The sequence below is a fragment of the Ruegeria atlantica genome (genome assembly GCF_013032455.1).
Lineage (GTDB): Bacteria > Pseudomonadota > Alphaproteobacteria > Rhodobacterales > Rhodobacteraceae > Ruegeria > Ruegeria atlantica_B.
In genome coordinates, this window is record NZ_WQCF01000003.1 from 95,659 (window position 1) to 110,321 (window position 14,663).

The 14,663-nt window shown below is 56.4% G+C and carries 16 protein-coding genes; 6 read left to right on the forward strand and 10 right to left on the reverse strand.

Translation table 11 applies throughout. The features are described 5' to 3' along the window. Nucleotides 1-118 precede the first annotated feature (118 nt). Nucleotides 119-820 (forward strand): DUF1223 domain-containing protein, encoded by a 702-nt coding sequence (locus GOW93_RS07320; protein WP_170382701.1) that lies wholly within the window; start codon nucleotides 119-121, stop codon nucleotides 818-820. Here GOW93_RS07320 and GOW93_RS07325 read toward each other — a convergent pair whose 3' ends face one another. From GOW93_RS07325 to purB, 4 genes are all read right to left on the reverse strand, one after another. Then, nucleotides 821-1,744, reverse strand: a complete 924-nt coding sequence (locus GOW93_RS07325) for a lysophospholipid acyltransferase family protein (RefSeq protein WP_170382703.1) — start codon at nucleotides 1,742-1,744, stop codon at nucleotides 821-823. Between the two features lie 98 nt (nucleotides 1,745-1,842). Beyond that, nucleotides 1,843-2,931, reverse strand: coding sequence for a flagellar motor switch protein FliG (locus GOW93_RS07330; RefSeq protein ID WP_170382705.1), 1,089 nt, complete (start codon nucleotides 2,929-2,931; stop codon nucleotides 1,843-1,845). A gap of 68 nt (nucleotides 2,932-2,999) precedes the next feature. Continuing rightward, nucleotides 3,000-3,542, reverse strand: coding sequence for a tetratricopeptide repeat protein (locus GOW93_RS07335; RefSeq protein WP_170382707.1), 543 nt, complete (start codon nucleotides 3,540-3,542; stop codon nucleotides 3,000-3,002). Between the two features lie 376 nt (nucleotides 3,543-3,918). Further along, nucleotides 3,919-5,223 carry an adenylosuccinate lyase gene (gene purB, locus GOW93_RS07340; RefSeq protein ID WP_170382709.1) on the reverse strand — a complete coding sequence of 435 codons (1,305 nt, stop codon included), beginning with the start codon at nucleotides 5,221-5,223 and terminating at the stop codon, nucleotides 3,919-3,921. Nucleotides 5,224-5,299: 76 nt separating this feature from the next. Here purB and GOW93_RS07345 point away from each other — a divergent pair, with 76 nt between their 5' ends. From GOW93_RS07345 to GOW93_RS07355, 3 genes are all read left to right on the forward strand, one after another. Next, the gene (locus GOW93_RS07345) at nucleotides 5,300-5,644 is read left to right on the forward strand and encodes a hypothetical protein (protein ID WP_170501872.1); all 345 of its coding nucleotides are present in this window, start codon (nucleotides 5,300-5,302) and stop codon (nucleotides 5,642-5,644) included. Between the two features lie 65 nt (nucleotides 5,645-5,709). Then, on the forward strand, nucleotides 5,710-6,270 hold the full coding sequence (locus GOW93_RS07350; RefSeq protein WP_170382712.1) for a hypothetical protein: 561 nt from the start codon (nucleotides 5,710-5,712) through the stop codon (nucleotides 6,268-6,270). Nucleotides 6,271-6,282: 12 nt separating this feature from the next. Next, on the forward strand, nucleotides 6,283-6,636 hold the full coding sequence (locus tag GOW93_RS07355) for a hypothetical protein (protein WP_170382715.1): 354 nt from the start codon (nucleotides 6,283-6,285) through the stop codon (nucleotides 6,634-6,636). A gap of 10 nt (nucleotides 6,637-6,646) precedes the next feature. On the opposite strand, the gene GOW93_RS07360 is transcribed toward GOW93_RS07355, so the two are convergent. Further along, complete coding sequence (locus tag GOW93_RS07360; RefSeq protein WP_170382717.1) at nucleotides 6,647-7,861, reverse strand: bifunctional alpha/beta hydrolase/OsmC family protein; 1,215 nt, start codon at nucleotides 7,859-7,861, stop codon at nucleotides 6,647-6,649. Between the two features lie 235 nt (nucleotides 7,862-8,096). Here GOW93_RS07360 and GOW93_RS07365 point away from each other — a divergent pair, with 235 nt between their 5' ends. Beyond that, nucleotides 8,097-8,288 (forward strand): hypothetical protein, encoded by a 192-nt coding sequence (locus GOW93_RS07365; RefSeq protein ID WP_170382719.1) that lies wholly within the window; start codon nucleotides 8,097-8,099, stop codon nucleotides 8,286-8,288. Here GOW93_RS07365 and dddP read toward each other — a convergent pair. Then, the gene (gene dddP, locus GOW93_RS07370; protein WP_170382721.1) at nucleotides 8,285-9,625 is read right to left on the reverse strand and encodes a dimethylsulfonioproprionate lyase DddP; all 1,341 of its coding nucleotides are present in this window, start codon (nucleotides 9,623-9,625) and stop codon (nucleotides 8,285-8,287) included. The two genes, GOW93_RS07365 and dddP, sit on opposite strands and share 4 nt — an antisense overlap. A 123-nt stretch (nucleotides 9,626-9,748) precedes the next feature. Here dddP and GOW93_RS07375 point away from each other — a divergent pair, with 123 nt between their 5' ends. Beyond that, nucleotides 9,749-10,489, forward strand: a complete 741-nt coding sequence (locus tag GOW93_RS07375; RefSeq protein WP_170382723.1) for a heme-dependent oxidative N-demethylase family protein — start codon at nucleotides 9,749-9,751, stop codon at nucleotides 10,487-10,489. A gap of 36 nt (nucleotides 10,490-10,525) precedes the next feature. Here GOW93_RS07375 and GOW93_RS07380 read toward each other — a convergent pair whose 3' ends face one another. The 4 genes from GOW93_RS07380 to glnA form a co-directional block, all read right to left on the reverse strand. After that, on the reverse strand, nucleotides 10,526-11,440 hold the full coding sequence (locus tag GOW93_RS07380; protein WP_368039647.1) for a hypothetical protein: 915 nt from the start codon (nucleotides 11,438-11,440) through the stop codon (nucleotides 10,526-10,528). Nucleotides 11,441-11,639: 199 nt separating this feature from the next. Then, nucleotides 11,640-12,428 carry a lytic murein transglycosylase gene (locus GOW93_RS07385; protein ID WP_170382728.1) on the reverse strand — a complete coding sequence of 263 codons (789 nt, stop codon included), beginning with the start codon at nucleotides 12,426-12,428 and terminating at the stop codon, nucleotides 11,640-11,642. 66 nt (nucleotides 12,429-12,494) lie between these two features. Further along, nucleotides 12,495-13,139 (reverse strand): MSMEG_1061 family FMN-dependent PPOX-type flavoprotein, encoded by a 645-nt coding sequence (locus GOW93_RS07390; RefSeq protein ID WP_170382730.1) that lies wholly within the window; start codon nucleotides 13,137-13,139, stop codon nucleotides 12,495-12,497. A gap of 100 nt (nucleotides 13,140-13,239) precedes the next feature. Further along, the gene (glnA, locus tag GOW93_RS07395; protein ID WP_170382732.1) at nucleotides 13,240-14,646 is read right to left on the reverse strand and encodes a type I glutamate--ammonia ligase; all 1,407 of its coding nucleotides are present in this window, start codon (nucleotides 14,644-14,646) and stop codon (nucleotides 13,240-13,242) included. Nucleotides 14,647-14,663 lie beyond the last annotated feature (17 nt).

The following is a 14,663-nucleotide window of genomic DNA, read 5'->3' on the forward strand; positions in this document are numbered from 1 at the left end:
GTAAGTGCAGGTATATGTGACAAGGGCGGTTGCACAAAAATCTCAAGAAACCTTGATTGGAGGTTGAACGTCGATCCGTTTAAACCTTTTGAACACCTTCAAGATTCCGAGATTCCTAATGTTCAGAATTGCTCCTGCGACTGCGTTTCTTTCCTTGCTTCTCGCCTCATCCGTCGTGGCAGAAAATGACCCGGTCGTGGTTGAGTTGTTCACCTCGCAAGGATGTTCATCCTGCCCGCCTGCTGACAGGTTGCTGCATGATCTGGTGCAGCGCGACGACGTGATCGGGCTGGCGCTGCACGTGGACTATTGGGATTACATCGGGTGGGAGGATGAGTACGCCATTCCTGGTCACACCCGACGTCAGCGTGCTTATGCTCGGCAGGGTGAGAGGTCAATGATTTACACGCCGCAAATGGTGGTGAACGGGCAGCATGACGTGGTGGGGGCGCAATCACGCGAGTTGGATCAGTTGATCAATGCGCATCTTAGCGCTGCACCTGAGGCCGAGGTTAAGGCAGCAAGATCTGGCCAAGACGTTACAGTGAATGTAACCCCGATCGAGTTGGACGAAGATGAAGTCTATGATGTTCGACTGGTGCAGTACTCACCCATGCGTCACGCTTCAATTCGTCGGGGTGAGCTGGCGGGGCATGAACTTGACTACGCCAATGTTGTGGAGTCCTGGCAGCTTGTCGGGCAGTGGGACGGGGTTGCGCCGCAGAAATTTTCAGCGGTGTTGACTTCGGACCTGCCAGCTGTGGTGCTGGTGCAAAGGGCCGGACACGGCCCGATTGTAGCAGCCACCAAGGTCAAGTAATCAGGGCATGTCCTCGGGCTGCACGCCCAAGCGCCTCCAAGCTTTCCAACGCCGGTGAATCCAGAACCATTGCCCCATATGCTGCCGGACGATGGCTTCAAGGTCATCGTTGGTGAACTGGGTCATGGTTGTGGGGTCGGTATGTGGGACCGGATCGTGCAGCACGATTTCAAAGTCAATCCCGTTGGGCTGGCGAATGGCATAGCATGGGATGAGCACGGCCTTATATTTTATCGCCAGTTCCGCGTTCAAAACTGACGTCACGGCGGGTTTACCGAAAAAGGTAAGTTCCTCGCCGCCATGGGCATGCAGGTCCGAGACGATCGCAATAATGCCACCCTTCTTGAGAGAGCGTACCATCTCAACCATACCGCGTCGCCCTTGTTCAAACATGGGTGCACCGGTTTTATAGAATGCCTCGACATACATGTCGTTGAAATACGGGTTTGCCATGCGTCGGTAGAGGCAGCCAATGGGCTGGCCGCTACGGTTTTGCAGCGCTATGCGGGCGGCAAGATAGTGTCCAAAATGCGCTGTTATCATCATAACTGGGCGCCCCTCGGCCACGGCGGCGTCAAACGCAGCTATGCCGGAGCCGGAAACCTTGGCCTTAGCTTGGCGTTTGGTGAAGTCCTCGGGCGAGAAATGTTCCATAATCGCCCGGCCCGCGTTGTCAGGAACAGCCCGGCAGATGCGCTTGACCTCGGAGTTTGGCAGATCAGGGCAGGTCAGTTTTAGATTGCGCTGCACGCGCTTCGTAAAGCCGACTAGAGGAGCAACCCCACGTACAATGGCACCCATCGTTGCGATGCGCCGCTCATAGGGCAGCAGGCGCATTGCGCCTATCAAGCCCTTTAGAAACAGCCCGGTGACATAATATTTCCGAAGCGCCCCTCGGCTGAGTTCCGACTTTTCGACGGGCATAATCTGGTCTCACCGGCTGTTGCGTTTTGCCGGATCAGACATACAAGGCGCGTCCTCTGACCACAAGCGCTCCTGTGCGTTGGTCACGCCAATAGCATTTAGTCTTCAGTTTCTTCTTCAAGCAAAGTGATCGCACGTTCATCCACCAGGTTTCGAATAGCACCTACAATTTGTGTCATTGCCGCTTCTGCTTCAGGTTGTTTGACCTTGCCGCGCTCGGCTATTTCTTCGCGTAGGTTGTCGGCCATTCTCGAAGACATATTGGTGAGCAGAAATTCTACTGTAGCTTGATCATCTTGCGTTTCGGCACCGGCCAGTGCGGTTATCAGATCAGCCTGATCCACACCCCGTAGAATTGCTGGTACATCGCGGGGTTGAAGACGGGTTGGCACGTGGGCAAAAGTAAAGATCGAGCGACGTACAACGCTGGCGAAATCCGAATCCTCTTCATCCAGAGCGGTCAGTAACCCATCACGTGTCGAGGCCGCCGATTGGTTCAATATCGCACCGACCCGCGCCCCGGGGCCGTCAGAAAAGGCTTGTGACGGTCGCTGGTCCAATTGCGCCGCCAGCGACCAGCCGATGCGCTCGACCGCCTCGGGGGTAACATTGCCTGTTTTGGAAACGGCATAGGTAATCCGGCGCGCGATCGGGCCAGGTAGGTGTCCAAGCAGTTGCGCCGCTTTCGACGTTTCCAGCTTTGACAGTATCACGGCGGCAATCTCAGTACTCTCAGCCTGTGCCATCGCGGCCAGATCTTCGGCTGGGATTTCGCGCAGACGCTGCCAGGGATCACCGATCTGGCGCACCCCGGCGACCTTTCGCAATCGCGCTGCCGTGCCCGGGGCAATTTTGCCATCGACAACATCCAACGCACCGGCCAGCCCATGTGGGAAAGACAGGCCGACACTGTCCAGCGCCTCAGAAAATTCCTGCGCCACGGCCTCCAGCGTCACCCGGTCCACTAAACCCATCTGCCCCAGTTGGTGCGTCAACTTTTCCTGTAACTCGTCGGGGAGGTCTTCCAGCGGAATATCCGCACCATCGTTCAACAAAAGGCGAACAACGACTGCGGCTTTCTGGCGGTTGCTAAGCGCACGCGGGACCACGCGCGGCGCTTCGTCATTCTGATCGACCACCGGAGCCGCGCCCGGTGCCACTTGTACCAAGGTGTTTGTATCCTGCATCTGCCTGCGGTGCCAAAATTGCGTTCCACAAGTAGACTACGGAGAGTCGGGTAAAGAAAGGCTGAACCTCAGTAGTTATAGGTTAGCCCGGTACGGATCGCCTCACGCAGAGATACCTCGGCCCAGGTGCCTTCGCCGCCACGCGCCTTGATTTCGCGCCACTGTTCGATGGCAAGATCGGTTTTGCCCTCGGTGACAAAGCCTTGCCCCATATAGCTGCGAGCCAAGATGTTGTCGGGGTTGGTGGAAATGGCATCGTTGTAGAAGGCGTTTGCCAACTTAAGCTCGCCCATTTTCCTGTAGGTAAAGCCCCAATAGGTGAGCACTCGATCATCGTTCTGATCCATGATCCGAAGAATGTTCTGCGCGTTTTCGAGTTGACCATCATAGGCCAGTTCACGCACAGCATCGTACAATTCGTCCTGAGTAAAATTCGTCTTGTTGGGTTTAACGCAACGACCTGCTTCTTCGTCGAAGACTCGACCAAAGAGGCACTTCTTTGTCGTATTCGTCGGCATTGGTGCAGAGCCGTCACCGCCGCCCGCAGCATACGCGACCGGTGCTAAAACAAAGGCATGAAGAGCAATAGCTGAAACTAATACGAGACGCATTTTCCTACTCCGTTCTTTGGGCTGCTCAGGTCAAGCATAGCGCGATTTGACAAAAAGCTAACAACCGCAGTCTCGCTTTTATTCACAAGTAGGAGAACTTTTCTCAGCTATTGACGATTTTTGCGCAAGTTTGGGTCTCAGAGTCCCAATATGTTCCTGACGCACAAGACTGGGTTTGCTTTGAATGTGCGCTGCATGCCAACGCGACGGATGCTGAACAGCAAAGAGCCAACGCGCAAAGGATGGTCCGGATCATCGTGTTTCTCCTGTTGGAAATACGTCGCCACTATAGCTGATTTCGGTCCGTCTGGCAAAACAACAAGGCCCGGAACGCGTCATGCGAACCGAGCCTTGGTACTGTTTGATCTGTTCGGATTTAGTCGCCGAACACACGGGCGAAGATCGTATCGACGTGCTTGGTGTGGTAGCCGAGGTCGAATTTCTCTTCGATCTCTTCAGGGCTCAGCGCAGCGGTGACATCGGCGTCGGCCAGCAATTCCTCTTTGAAATCGGTGCGGTGTTCCCAGACTTTCAGCGCGTTGCGCTGAACCATGGCATAGGCATCTTCACGGCTGACCCCAGCTTGGGTCAGCGCCAGCAGAACCCGCTGGCTCATTACAAGGCCGGGGAACTTGTTCATGTTCTCGAGCATGTTCTCGGGGAAGATCAACATTTTGTCGACCACGCCGGTCAGGCGGGCCAGTGCGAAATCCAGCGTAATGGTGGCATCCGGGCCGATCATGCGTTCGACCGAAGAGTGCGAAATATCACGCTCGTGCCACAGCGCCACGTTTTCCATCGCCGGGATCACAGCCGCGCGTACCATGCGGGCCAGACCGGTCAGGTTTTCGGTCAGGACCGGGTTTTTCTTGTGCGGCATGGCCGACGAGCCCTTTTGACCCATCGAGAAAAACTCGGCCCCTTCCAGCACCTCGGTCCGCTGCATGTGGCGGATTTCGATGGCGATGTTTTCGATGCTGCTGGCGATGACGCCAAGTGTCGCAAAGAACGCGGCGTGACGGTCGCGGGGGATGACCTGCGTACTGATCGGCTCGGGCACCAGGCCCAGCTGGTCGCAGACATGTTCCTCGACGCGCGGGTCGATATTGGCAAAGGTGCCAACCGCGCCGCTGATCGCACCGGTGGCGATCTCGGCACGGGCGTCTCGCATGCGGGACAGGTTACGGTCCATTTCGGCGTAGAAACGGGCAAAGGTCAGGCCCATTGTGGTGGGTTCCGCGTGGATACCGTGGCTGCGGCCGATGCGGACGGTATCCTTGTGTTCAATCGCGCGGCGCTTCAAGGCGGCCAGCAGGCCTTCGAGGTCAGCGATCAACAGGTCGGCAGCGCGAGTGAGCTGCACGTTCAAACAAGTGTCCAGCACGTCCGAAGACGTCATGCCCTGATGCACGAAACGCGCCTCTTCGCTGCCGACATGCTCGGCCAGATGGGTCAGGAACGCGATGACGTCGTGCTTGGTGACGGCTTCGATCTCGTCAATGCGGGCCACGTCGAATTCCACGTCCTTGGCCTTCCACACGGCCTCGGCGTTCTCGCGCGGGATCACGCCCAGATCGGCCATTGCGTCACAGGCATGAGCCTCGATCTCGTACCAGATGCGGAACTTGGTCTCGGGCGACCAGATGGCAACCATATCGGGGCGGGAATAACGTGGAATCATTGGCGGCGAGACCTTTTTGTGATTGGGATAGGACGTTGGCGCGGGGTTTAAACCCAGCGGCACAAGGGAACAAGGCGTGAGTGATGGTATGAGACGGTTTGCCCTGATTTTCACCCTTTGGCCGTGTTTTCTGACGGCGCAAGAGTTTCGCACGCTAACAGGAGACGAGATTCTATCGGCACTGGCTGATCAGAAATTGGATTACGGAAATGGCGTCTGGCAGACCTTCGATAAGGCAATGTTGACGCAATACTTTGCAGGCGGACACAGCGCAGGCCGCTGGTCGGTACGAGATGATAGGTATTGTTCGCTCTGGCCGCCGTCCGATCTGTGGGCTTGCTATGACGTGCACCAAAACGGTGACGTGATCCGGTTTGTCGATGAAAATGGCGCCACAACCGATGGGAAGCTTGCAGATTAAGGTGCTGGACAAAACAGGTCGGCAGAGTCCAATCTGTCGTAGTGAAATCATTAGGTTATTGAGATATGCGTATTCCAATTGGTTCGGCACTGGCCGTATGCGCGGCCTTGTGGCTCGGGGGCGTAACTCCAGCGTCGGCGGATACTCCGATCACTTATTCAGATTCAGGGCGCGGGTTATTCAGCTTTGCAGTGCCCGACTTCTGGGTCGTGCGCACAGGCGGCCCGCGCGAGATTGAAGATACTGAACTGGGTGATCTTCGCGCGGTTGCGCGTGTTATGGCTATACGGCCTGTGACCGATGACAATGTCTGGATGGGGTTTGTGTCACCTGCGGGGGTCGCCTCGATCGAAGGTGGGCTGCGTTACCTTGAAGATATAGACAAGTTTCTCGTCGAAGATCCTGTGGTTTCAAGCACTTCGAACACCCGTATTGGCGGATTGCCCGCGCGGGTTATCCGGGGCACCGGTAACCGCGACGGGCGTGGCATCAACTTTACCGCCACCGTTGTCGACCTGCCAAACGGTCGCGTAGCTGTTGTCGTGGCTATCCTGCGCAACGGTGCCGATCCGGCCTACGTCGACGAACTGAACGCCGTTTTCGCGTCGTTCCGGGCCTTGCAGTAAGGAGTGGCGGAGATGATCAGCAAACGCATCAAACGTGTTGTCCTTGCGCTAAGTCTTGGCGCGGCAGGTTTCACATTGTCTGCCTGCGATGGCACTTCGGTCGGGGTTCGCTATGGGTACGGTTACGACCCTTTCTATGACTCGATGCTGTGGAACGACTATTATCGATGGGGTGGAAGCGTCAACCGTCCACCGAAGCCGAAACCACCCGAGGGAAAACCTCCGCCGCGGCCAACTCCGCCGATCGCCAAACCACCGCCGCGACCGACGCCGCCGATCGCCAAGCCGCCTGCACGTCCGCCAGTCGCACGGCCACCTGCGGCAAGGCCTCCGATCCATCGTCCGGCTCCACGAGCGCGCAGATAGCCTCAGAGGGTCAGGCCAGCAATTCGGTGCTAATATGGGCTGACCCCTCCAACGTTCTATGAACGGGGCATTTATCTGCGATCTCAAGCAGGCGCGCCCGCTGTTCCTGAGACAATGGTCCTTCCAAGCGGATTTTGCGCCGGAATTGGTCGATCTTGCCGTCCCCGGCCAGACCGGCATCTTGCCCGTGCACCTTGTTGTGGCAGACATCGACCGTGATGCCCTTCAGGGGCCACCGTTTGCGTCGTGCGTACATGCGGATGGTCATCGAAGTACATGCACCCAAACCCGATGAGACGAAACCGTAAGGCGACATGCCTTGGTCAGTGCCGCCATAAGACTCAGGCTCGTCCGCCACTGTGTGATGTTTGGGACCGGACTGGATATCCTGCAAAAAGCCTGAAGGATCAACCTCGGTCACGCGTACCACACCTTCGGGCGCGCCCGGTGGCGGCGCGGGAGGGCAAAGCGTGACGTACCTTTTTACCCACGCGGCAATAACGTCCGCTGCATATTCGGCATCAGAAGCGCGAGTAATCAGGTGGTCGGCATCGTCCAGCGTGACAAAGCTTTTGGGGTGTTTGGCAGCAAGGAAAATAGAGCTGGCATTGTCGATGCTGACTGTTTCATCGCGGGGTGCGTGCAGGATCAATAACGCGGCCTTTAGATCAGAAATGGAAGTGGTCAGCGCTGTTTCCGAAATGTCATCCACGAATGCCTTGCCGATGCGGAACGGGCGACCACCTAGCATAACCTCGGCTGAACCGTCCTGTTGGATTTGAGGTAAGGCGTCTTCGAAGTGATGAGACACATGCCCAGGATCCGCTGGCGCGCCCAATGTGACGACAGCCTTGACGCTTGGGATTCCCGCTCGGGCACGCAGAACGGCCGCGCCACCAAGAGAGTGACCTATCAGCAGGGCAGGAGCCATGTTGCGTCCGGCCAAATAATGCGAGGCAGCTATCAAGTCCTCGACATTTGAGGTGAAGGTGGTGTTCGCAAACTCTCCGCCTGAATGCCCTAGCCCTGTGAAGTCAAAGCGTAAAACCGCAATGCCCATCGCCGCCAGGCGTGCGGCGATACGGCGGGCAGCTGGAATATCCTTGGAACAGGTGAAACAATGGGCAAACAAGGCTGTTGCCAGTACCGGCCCATCCGGTAGATCAAGGCGCGCAGCCAATTGGTTGCCGTCGTGACCGGCAAAAGTAATGCGTTCGGTGGGCATGACACTTCCTTACGTATCGGGATGGGACTAATACTGTGTGCTTCGGTCGGGGGGCTCAACCCCATTGTAAGAAGCGTCACGGGAAGGTGAGTAAAATGAAGCCTTTTCGGGGCAGGCTACACGGATTAAGTGACTTCACGTTTTGTGATGATTGGTTAATCAGATATTCGTTTTAATAATCTTATACGCGTGCCTATCTTGCGGCTATCACACAAAGCCAGCCAAGGAGGCACACATGGCACATATCGCATCCGCCCCGCGTGGCATCGTTTTTCGCCCCGATCTTCTGGTCGTCGTCGCCCTGACCGGTATTCTTGGGTTTACACTGGGGCAGAGCTGGCCAGCGGCGACCTCGACCACTGCCGAGACCGCACTGTCTTCTGAAGACTGGCACGGTAATGTGCGGCGTTCGACCTGGCCGGATTAACGCCCCATTAGCTGAGGGTCGAACGGATAGGTGGTCAGGTTTTCGTACCCGTCCTCGGTGATCAGAACCTGATCTTCCAGTTTGATCGAGAAGTCGCCCCCAACTTCGCCCACAGCGGCTTCGACACATAAGACCATGCCGGGCTCAAGCGGATAGTCGTACGAGCCCGCCACAGCCTTGTCAGGATAGGCGACCAGAGGCCATTCATCACACAGACCAACGCCGTGCATCAGGCAGCCGTATTTCTGCGCCTGATATTTGTCATCAAGTTTATGCGCATTGGCAGTCAGCTCGGGGATCATCACGCCAGGTTTCAGCATCTCCATATTGGTCATGATATGTTCATACGCGTGCTGCATGGCGTAGACCATGTCGGGGCGGGGCTGCTTGTCCCCAATCCACCAAGTGCGCGAGATGTCTATGCAAATGCCGTAGGACCCGATCAGGTCAGTGTCGAAGGCGATGATCTCGTTCTTTTGCGTGATGCGTGGCCCACATTCCTGAAACCAGGGATTGGTGCGCTGGCCGGAAGCCAGCAGGCGGGTTTCAATCCATTCCCCCCCGCGCCGAATGTTTTCGGCATGTAGAACGGCCCAGATGTCATCCTCGGAAGTCTTGCCGTCACCTACATTGGCGCGGGCGAAATTCTCCATCTCGGCCACGGCGGTTTCGCAGGCATGGTGGGCGCAGCGCATGGCCAGAATCTCATCGGGGCCCTTGATGGCACGAGTCTTTTCGGTGACCTCTTCGCCTTCCATGATTTCAAACCCCTGCGCTTCCAAAGCGCGCAGGCCATGCAGCATGATCTTGTCGACGGCCAAACGTTTGTTGCCGCCGCCATGCGCGCCGATCAGTGTGCGGACCTCGTTCGAGAACACATCGGCCTGAACATCCACCTTGTCGCCCCGATCGAAATAGAACAGGTCGGCGCCCGAGCGTTGTTCGCGCACCAGAGGGTTGAACTTCGACAGAAAAGGCGAGTTTTTGTAGTCCCAGATCACCATGTAACCATCAGCGCAAAGCAGCACGGCACGGAAGGGGTTATGGGTGTTCCACAACTGCATATTGGTGCTGTCGGTAGCATAGCGAATGTTCAGTGGGTCAAACATCAGCAGCCCACCATACCCGCGATCAACTATTGCCTTGGTCAGGCGCTTCCAACGATATTCTCGCATCCGGGTCAGATCGGGCAAGGCCAGTCCAGCCGCTTCCCATTCGGCAAAGGCCAGTTGCGTCGGGCCTATCTCGATCCGGTCATTCTCGTTGGGGGTGCCGTCGCCAAGAGTCGCGCCCTTGGTCGGGTCGATCTTGCGGGTATCGCGGTAATGCTGGTTCATTAGAGGCCTCCCTGCCTGATTTTGCAGCGTGGAGAATCATTTCCCAAGCGTCTTTAAAGTTTGCGACCGCGTGCCGGTCGCTTTTTGACCGACAACCGGGCGAGCAGGTGGTAGGTCCGACATATGACGATCCTTCAGACATCAATTCCCTATGATCCGCTGTCGCCACGGCCTTTGCCGGGCATTCAGCCGGGCAGCATGGAAAATTGGTTGCATTGTGATGAGGCATTTGCCGGCCAAATGCTAAGACGCGCGGCTCTGCTGGCGGATCGAAAGAAGGATGTTCTGGCACTGGACCCAAGTGCCGAACCAGCCGCGCAAGAGCTTTTGGATTTAGTCCTGCAACACGCCTATCCAGATTGTTCGGATCACGTTACACGCCCAGACGGGCAGATTGTTGAGGTCGACCGATCCCAGCCCATGGAGACGTTGTGCCAGTTGGTACAAGAGGATTTCTGTATCCTTCAAAAGAAAGGGGGCGAGCACGTTCTAACAGGTGCAGTCCTGTGCTTTCCCGCCAGTTGGCGCTTGTCGGAAAAGTTCATGTGCCCCCTGATCGACATTCACGGGCCGGTGGCCAGCTATGATGAAAGCATTGCCCGCAGAGTGCAGCGCTTGTTCGACGGGATTCAGCCGGGGCGGCCCCTGTGGCGGTTCAACGCGCTTTGGTATGAAGACCCCGAACTATTTCAGCCCCGCAGTGCCAGTGAACCACGCGATGCCAAAGCCCCCGGAGCCGCGCCTTACATGCGCAGCGAGCGGCAAACATTGTTGCGCCTTCCACGCACACGAGCCGTGGTCTTTTCGATTCATACTTATGTGATTGAGGCTAAGCGCCTGCAAAATATGGAAAACCCCGCCTGATGGCGGGGCCTCCAAGGAGGGTCTTCTGGTTTAGTGCTAAATGCCCAACGCGTTGGCGACACCGGCGATTGCTCCGCTTGTGCTGAGAGCAGAGATTGCGACGGAGTAGGCAAGAACCTGAGTGTTGAGGCGAAAGTCTTCACCCTTGATCAGGTTAACTGCGGCGAGGGAAGCCGCGATGGGAACCGACACGCTGGCCACGGCACCGGTCAATCCCCACGTGGTTAGTCGCAGGATATCGCTGGGCTGGTCGTGGTCGAGGGGGGGCGTGTCTTCATCCCCATCAGTGGGCTGCTCGAATGGTTCTGTCCGAAATGCGATGTTGAGCAATTGCTCATCCGACAGCTGGATCGGCCGGGCTGCTGGTTTCAGCGCCTTTTTTTGTGGCTCTTCCGGGTAGTCTTCATAAATTATATTCAGCCCCGCGAACGGGCCTGAAACTGCCTCAAAAATCTGTTTCCTGTTTCGTGGCTTGGATGGCGCCAAAGTATCAAAGGCGCTCATGAATTGTTCGATTGTCAGAACCGTGTTCGACGATAGCCATTCCACGCGCTGCGTCGCGCAGATATCGACCATTCGATATAGAATAACCACCAGCATAAGTTCAGATATCTCGCTGTCATCAAGCAGCGCAGACACAGGCGTGATGGTGATAGCCAATCGGTTTTGCGGTAGGGTCACGATGGGCCTGTGAGCTGTTTTTAGCCCCACTGCGCGATCAAGGCGTTCGAAGCGATCGACGGTTTCTGCAACTTGCGTATCCAGAGTCAGTCGAACCAGATACTGGCTGGACACAATGCTGGCCTCTGTCGCGCTTAACTCGTTCTTGCGCTCAACCAGATGGCCATAGTCTTCCAATGTCGCCGCGACGATCGAGCTGAAGCGTTCGATCGAGCCTTCGGTCTCACCGTTGAATTGAAGACCACCATGATAGCTGTGCTTCGGAGACACGGCACATTCCTTTGTCACATCCTGCCTTGAGAAACAGGTTAACAACGGAAATGGGACAGATTTTGGCGAAAATGGAAAAAAATTAGAAAACGCCCGGATTGATTACTCATTGGAAACCTAGGCATTTTAGGGGCCGTTTGATGTCTGTGGCAACAATGTGGCTGGATTGAGGAAGGTGCAGTTTAGTTTGTGGCGAAGGTCAGCCGTCGATTCGCGCTGCCATGATCGCGATGGATTTCTGGTAGACAGAGGCCGCGTTCCATTGCTGGATCACCTCAAAGTTAGGCTGCCCTGGTTGATAGCCGCGCCCCGGTTTCCACCCTTTCTGGCGCAGAAAATTGGCTGTTGAGGCCAGCGCGTCGGTCATATTGTAGAAATCGACCCAACCGTCGCCTGTAGCATCGACGCCATAGGTCAGCGCGTTGCCCGGCAGGAACTGAGTGTGCCCCAATTCGCCATGCTTCGCCCCTTTGGTGGCCGTCGTAATGCTGCCTTGATCGACCAGTTTGAGTGCTCCGATAGCATGCGGAATAAAGAACTCGGATCGGCGACAATCATAGGCGAGCGTCGTGATTGCTGAAACAACCTGACTGTCGCCCATAAAATTCCCAAAGCCCGTTTCCATTCCGTGAATAGCGATAAGCACGCCGCTAGGGACACCATATTGGCGTTCCAACGCGGCGTAGAACTGTGGATTGCGGGCTTTGCGCTTGCGCCCCTGAGCAACGATAGTGTCAGCGCCGCGGATCTGCATGAACTTGTCCAGCGAGTATTTGAAGCTTTTCTGATTGCGGTCCGCTGCAATTGTTCGGGTTGCGTATTGGCTTTGGGCCAGTGCCTGCAGCCCTTTTTTCTTTACGCCTGCGCGCTTGGCCTGTTTTGCAAAATCCTGTTTCCAGGCATCAAAGCCATTGCTGGTGTTACCACAGGGCGCTGCAGCCGCGTAGGAGGGCAGGGCCAGAACGAACAAAAGTACAAATCGAAGCATCGACAAAATCCAGGTCACTAAAATGCTGAGAAAAGGGTACGCTGCATTTCCTTATCAGCAAAGGCGTTAATACAGGTCTAGTTCGTCCGTGCCTTTTAGGGTTTCGAACCACTCCTCGGGTGTTTTGTTGATCTTGGCATGCTTGACCATCATTGCGTTCATGTTGGGCAGGTCCGACGAATCCGGCCAAGCCTCGGGTTTCCAAAGGTTCGAACGAATGACGCATTTGGGGCAGTGGGCAAAAACCGTTTCGATATGAACTAATAGAGACAGTTTGGGGGCGTGGTCGTTGACTGCCATGGTTGCAAGCAACTCGGGGTCCTTGCAGATGCGCGCCGATCCTCGAATGCGCAGCGTTTCCATTTTGCTGGGAACGAAGAAAATCAGGCTTACGCGCGGGTCCTGCAGGACATTGTGAAACGTGTCCACGCGCTTGTTGCCGGGGCGGTCTGGGATTGCGATCAGTGCATCCGACAGCACTTGTACGAAACCCTCAGGATCACCGCGAGGGGAGATGTCCAAATGGCCTTCGGGGTTGGCCGATGCAATCAGGCAAAACGTGGACTTGGCGATAAAGTCGCGGCACATCTGATCCAGCGCCGACAGCTCTTTGGCGATGATCTGGGGCAGAGGCGCGCCAGTTATTTGCTCAAGCTTTTCGGCCGAAGTTACAAAGTCAGTATAATTGGAGAAGGGGTTATCTGAAGGCATACGATCGCTCCTGGCCGGGTGACCCGAGTGTGAAAGATCCTGCGGAATGAAACAAGGGCGCCCGTTTGGACGCCCTTGCCATAGTGACTCTGCAACCGGATTAGCAGCTGTAGTACATGCCGTATTCAACCGGGTGCGGAGTGTGCTCGTAGGTTTCGACCTCTTCCATCTTCAGTGCGATGTAGCCGTCGATCTGGTCTTTGGTGAACACGTCGCCCTGCAGCAAGAAGTCGTGATCCGATGCCAGAGCTTCCAGAGCTTCGCGCAGCGAGCCGCAAACGGTCGGGATGTCGGCCAGTTCTTCGGCAGGCAGATCGTACAGGTTCTTGTCCATGGCTTCGCCCGGATCGATCTTGTTCTTGATGCCGTCCAGACCGGCCATCAGCAGAGCGGCAAACGCCAGGTAGGGGTTTGCGGCCGGATCGGGGAAGCGGGCCTCGACGCGCTTGGCTTTCGGGCTTTCGGTCCACGGAATACGGACACAACCCGAACGGTTACGGGCCGAGTAGGCGCGCAGAACGGGGGCTTCGAAGCCCGGGATCAGACGCTTGTAGCTGTTGGTCGCCGGGTTGGTGAAGGCGTTCAGCGTTTTGGCGTGCTTCAGGATGCCGCCGATGAAGTACAGCGCTTCGTCCGACAGGTCTGCGTATTTGTCGCCAGCGAACAGAGGCTTGCCGTCTTTCCAGATCGACATGTTCACGTGCATACCGGTGCCGTTGTCGCCATATATCGGTTTTGGCATGAACGTGGCCGATTTGCCGTAGGCATGCGCGACGTTGTGGATGACGTACTTGTATTTCTGCAGTTCGTCGGCTTGCTTGGTCAGGCTGTCAAAGATCAGGCCCAGCTCGTGCTGACACGAGGCAACCTCGTGGTGGTGCTTGTCCACCTTCATGCCCAGACGCTTCATGGTCGACAGCATTTCGGAGCGCAGGTCTTGCGCTTCGTCGATCGGGTTGACCGGGAAGTAGCCACCCTTGACGCCGGGACGGTGGCCCATGTTGCCCATCTCGTATTCGGTATCGGTGTTCCAGGATGCGTCGGTTGCATCAACTTCGAAGGATACCTTGTTGATAGTGTTCGAGAAACGCACATCATCAAACAGGAAGAATTCAGCTTCTGGGCCCATGTAGGCCACATCACCGATGCCCGACGATTTCAGGTAGGCTTCGGCCTTCTGCGCGGTGCCGCGCGGGTCGCGGCCATAGGCTTCGCCGGTGTCGGGCTCGACAATCGAGCAGTGCAGGCAGAGCGTTTTTTCGGCATAGAAGGGATCGATATATGCTGACGTGGTGTCGGCGATCAGTTTCATGTCCGAGTTTTCGATCGACTTCCAGCCTGCGATTGAGGAACCGTCGAACATGAAGCCTTCTTCAAGGAAGTCTTCGTCGACCAGATCCACGTCCACAGTTACGTGCTGCAGTTTGCCACGCACGTCGGTGAAACGGATATCAACATACGCGACGTCTTCATCGCGGAGTGTTTTGAGAACTGCTTCTGCGCTCATTCCCTTTGTCCTTCTGG

Excerpts from the sequence above, each read along its gene's own strand:
- GOW93_RS07320 (WP_170382701.1), top strand. The coding sequence starts at position 119 with ATGTTCAGAATTGCTCCTGCGACTGCGTTTCTTTCCTTGCTTCTCGCC.
- GOW93_RS07325 (WP_170382703.1), bottom strand. The coding sequence starts at position 1,744 with ATGCCCGTCGAAAAGTCGGAACTCAGCCGAGGGGCGCTTCGGAAATAT.
- GOW93_RS07330 (WP_170382705.1), bottom strand. The coding sequence starts at position 2,931 with ATGCAGGATACAAACACCTTGGTACAAGTGGCACCGGGCGCGGCTCCG.
- GOW93_RS07335 (WP_170382707.1), bottom strand. The coding sequence starts at position 3,542 with ATGCGTCTCGTATTAGTTTCAGCTATTGCTCTTCATGCCTTTGTTTTA.
- purB (WP_170382709.1), bottom strand. The coding sequence starts at position 5,223 with ATGATTCCACGTTATTCCCGCCCCGATATGGTTGCCATCTGGTCGCCC.
- GOW93_RS07350 (WP_170382712.1), top strand. The coding sequence starts at position 5,710 with ATGCGTATTCCAATTGGTTCGGCACTGGCCGTATGCGCGGCCTTGTGG.
- GOW93_RS07355 (WP_170382715.1), top strand. The coding sequence starts at position 6,283 with ATGATCAGCAAACGCATCAAACGTGTTGTCCTTGCGCTAAGTCTTGGC.
- GOW93_RS07360 (WP_170382717.1), bottom strand. The coding sequence starts at position 7,861 with ATGCCCACCGAACGCATTACTTTTGCCGGTCACGACGGCAACCAATTG.
- GOW93_RS07365 (WP_170382719.1), top strand. The coding sequence starts at position 8,097 with ATGGCACATATCGCATCCGCCCCGCGTGGCATCGTTTTTCGCCCCGAT.
- dddP (WP_170382721.1), bottom strand. The coding sequence starts at position 9,625 with ATGAACCAGCATTACCGCGATACCCGCAAGATCGACCCGACCAAGGGC.
- GOW93_RS07375 (WP_170382723.1), top strand. The coding sequence starts at position 9,749 with ATGACGATCCTTCAGACATCAATTCCCTATGATCCGCTGTCGCCACGG.
- GOW93_RS07385 (WP_170382728.1), bottom strand. The coding sequence starts at position 12,428 with ATGCTTCGATTTGTACTTTTGTTCGTTCTGGCCCTGCCCTCCTACGCG.
- GOW93_RS07390 (WP_170382730.1), bottom strand. The coding sequence starts at position 13,139 with ATGCCTTCAGATAACCCCTTCTCCAATTATACTGACTTTGTAACTTCG.
- glnA (WP_170382732.1), bottom strand. The coding sequence starts at position 14,646 with ATGAGCGCAGAAGCAGTTCTCAAAACACTCCGCGATGAAGACGTCGCG.